This is a genomic window from Bacillus sp. LL01, assembly GCF_001037965.1.
In genome coordinates, this window is sequence record NZ_LFEL01000286.1 from 1 (window position 1) to 3,027 (window position 3,027).

A 3,027-nucleotide genomic window follows, 5' to 3' on the forward strand; every position below is an offset into this window, starting at 1 on the left:
AAGAAGCATTCCCACCAGCTATAAACGTATATAATGTAGCAGCTGTTGCATTCGGTACCGTGCCGGACAAAATAACACCTGCAGCAATTTCAGGGCGCGAAGAAAAAATAGCATATGCAAGGAAAACAGAGATTAACACGGTAAATGTCCATTTAAATACAGTCGCCAACAGTAATGGATAATAGTTTGATTTCATTGATTTTATAGCATCTACTTTCATAGATAGCCCTGTAAAGAAGATGACAATTGCGAGTAAAAAGCTTGGTACCCAATTTGCCACATCCATATAATAGGGGAAGAAGAAAGTAAACACAGCCACAACAACGATTAAAAGGGGTAAATGTTTTGAGAAAATCATTTGAATTGTGTTAATAAAACTCTCTCCTTCCTCTATTTTTTTTCAACCCTAAGTTCCTTTAATAACATATTAAGTCGTTACTTTGTACTGATCTCTCAATGTCTTCCTCATAATTTTTCCATAGCTATTTTTGGGTAAGGTAGGAACAAACTCTATTGTTTTTGGTTTTTTATAACCCGCCAAGTTCATCTTGCACAACTCAATTAAGTCTTCCTCGCTTACTGTACTAGTAGGATCACTSAGCACTACATGGGCCCAAATGGACTCTCCCCATTTCTCATCTTGAACACCGAATACGCATGTTTCCTTGACATTAGGGTGTTGATTGAGAACTTCTTCCACTTCTCTCGGATAGACATTCAATCCTCCAGTAATAATCATATCTTTCGCTCGATCTACTAGTCTTAAATATCCGTTTTCATCCATCCAGCCTAAATCACCTGTATAAAACCAACCATCTTTAAATGCATTTTGGGTTGCCTCTTCATTATTCCAATACCCCTTCGTGACTAACGGACCTCGGCAAGTCACTTCACCAATCTCACCTAGCGCAACTTCTTCTCCATTAGACTGAACTAATCTTACATCCACAAAAGGTCCAATAGCACCACAAGAATCTGGTTTAGAGCCTAGTTCTTCTTTGGGCATCATGGTTATGGTCATCGGTGCTTCAACTAGCCCGTATGTTTCCGCTAACTTTGGTCCTAATAAGGATAAAGCTTTATTTAATTTCTCAACAGCAATTGGAGACCCTGCCATATTAATAGATTTTATATACCTCAACTTTTCAGGGTCAAAAAGCTCATCATGAATCATTAAATTCACTAATGTTGGGACTAGAAAAATAACCGATATCTTCTCTTTTTCTAAGCCCTCAATAAATTCCTTAGGATCAAATTTATTAAATATTACTTGTTTTAAACCAAAGAATAATGCACATTGTGACAAGAAGTTACTGCCATGGGTTAAAGGTGCTACGTGCCCTATGATATCTTCATACGTAATTTGACAGGCCATATTTAATGATAATGCACTAGCAACCATATTCCGATGGCTTAACATACCGCCTTTTGGCTTTCCCGTTGTACCGGAAGTATACATGAGGGTAAATAAATCATCCTCTTCTACCTCCACTTCTGGAAAAGCGGTAGGAAACTTTGCGATAAACGAGTGGTACTCCGTATCAATATCAATCTTTTTAATTGCTAGAGGGACGCTATTAATTAACGCTTCTTCACCTATTAATAAGCTGGCACCAGAGTTTTCAACAATGTAGGTTAACTCACTAGGATGTAAGCGATAGTTTACGGGAACTTTAATTAAACCGGTGAAAGCGATTGCTAAGTCTAGTTCAATATGCTCTTTTCTATTCGACATTAAAATAGCGACGCGATCTCCTTTTTTCAGCCCCGTATTTAGTAAAGCATGGGCAAGTTTGCAAGAAGCTTCTCTTAATTCAGAGAAAGTCATCTCTCCCCTTGAGTCTTTCACCGCCACTTTAGAACCGCATTGAACCAACGTTTTTTTAGCAATATTACCTAATGTTTGCATACTCCCTCTCCTCTCATATAATTAGTTGATTTATTAATTAGAGTAATTAATCACTTTAAATTTCAAGTTTTCATCAAACGTTCTAACTGCTTTAATATCACCGCCATAAATGATTGAAAATTCTACAGTAATGAGTGTCGGGTTTTTCCCTCTTAAAAAATGGCCTCCACTAATTTTCCCGTTCTCTTCAACAACAAGACCATGCAAATGCAAGTCTAATTTCTGTTGATCATCTACACAGATAAATCCTGTACATTGAATCAATTCAACAGGCTGAGAAATATGGATGTCTTTTCCGTATCCACTAGGAACGCCGTCTTTTGTTTGGAACAATACATAGCCTACTTTCTTTAGTGAACCGATACATGTCACCATTCCTGAAGAAACGTTGTGCTTTCGACACTCTTCAAGAATTCCTTCTATTAGGTCTGTACCTGCTGTCAATGAACCAAAAATCATCTTATTTTCTTGCACAATAAATGAGTGATCCACACGTGACATCAAATCCCCCCAAATAATCATCTTATTTTTACATACCTAAAAGGTCAGGCAACCAATTAGATAAAGCTGGGATAAAGGTAATGAGTAATAATACAATAATTGAAGCAATCAAGAACGGTATAATACCCCTAGTGACATCTTTTAATGGCAATTTTGATATACCACTTGCTACATATAGATTCAAACCTACCGGAGGAGTAAATAAACCGATGGCAAGGTTAACCGTCATAAACACTCCAAATGTGGTTGGATCTACTCCAATTTGGAGCATGATTGGTAATAAAATTGGAACAAGCAGATAAAAAGCTGAAATGGCGTCAATAAAAGCACCAATGATGAGTAAAATCACGGTTACCATAAGCAGGATGAGGACCTTGTTCTCTGTTATGGATAACATTAAATCAGAAATAGTAATCGCAATTCTTTGGGTTGTAATAATGTATGAAAAAATGGATGCAGCTCCTACAATAAGCATGACTACAGCCGTTTGAACAGAGGCATCTATTAAGATTTTTGGAAGGTGATGTAGCTTTAAGTCTCGGTAAAGCACTAAGCCTACAAATAATGCATAAAATACTGCTACTGCTGCTGCCTCAGTAGGAGTAAAAATCCCCCCA

The 3,027-nt window shown here is 37.2% G+C and carries 3 protein-coding genes and 1 pseudogene; all 4 read right to left on the reverse strand.

Annotated elements, in window-relative coordinates; all coding sequences use genetic code 11:
* Positions 1 to 358, reverse strand: a pseudogene (locus AB685_RS29535) (bile acid:sodium symporter family protein); the annotation flags it as partial.
* A gap of 69 nt (positions 359 to 427) precedes the next feature.
* Positions 428 to 1,909, reverse strand: a complete 1,482-nt coding sequence (locus AB685_RS29540; RefSeq protein WP_047974184.1) for an AMP-binding protein — start codon at positions 1,907 to 1,909, stop codon at positions 428 to 430.
* A gap of 33 nt (positions 1,910 to 1,942) precedes the next feature.
* The gene (locus AB685_RS29545; RefSeq protein ID WP_053074006.1) at positions 1,943 to 2,410 is read right to left on the reverse strand and encodes a PPC domain-containing DNA-binding protein; all 468 of its coding nucleotides are present in this window, start codon (positions 2,408 to 2,410) and stop codon (positions 1,943 to 1,945) included.
* Positions 2,411 to 2,438: 28 nt separating this feature from the next.
* Positions 2,439 to 3,027, reverse strand: a 589-nt coding sequence (locus tag AB685_RS29550) for a TRAP transporter large permease subunit (protein ID WP_047974185.1), incomplete at its 5' end; no start/stop codon positions are given.

Bases quoted from the DNA above. Each gene is read 5' to 3' on its own strand.
- AB685_RS29545 (WP_053074006.1), bottom strand. From the start codon at position 2,410: ATGTCACGTGTGGATCACTCATTTATTGTGCAAGAAAATAAGATGATT.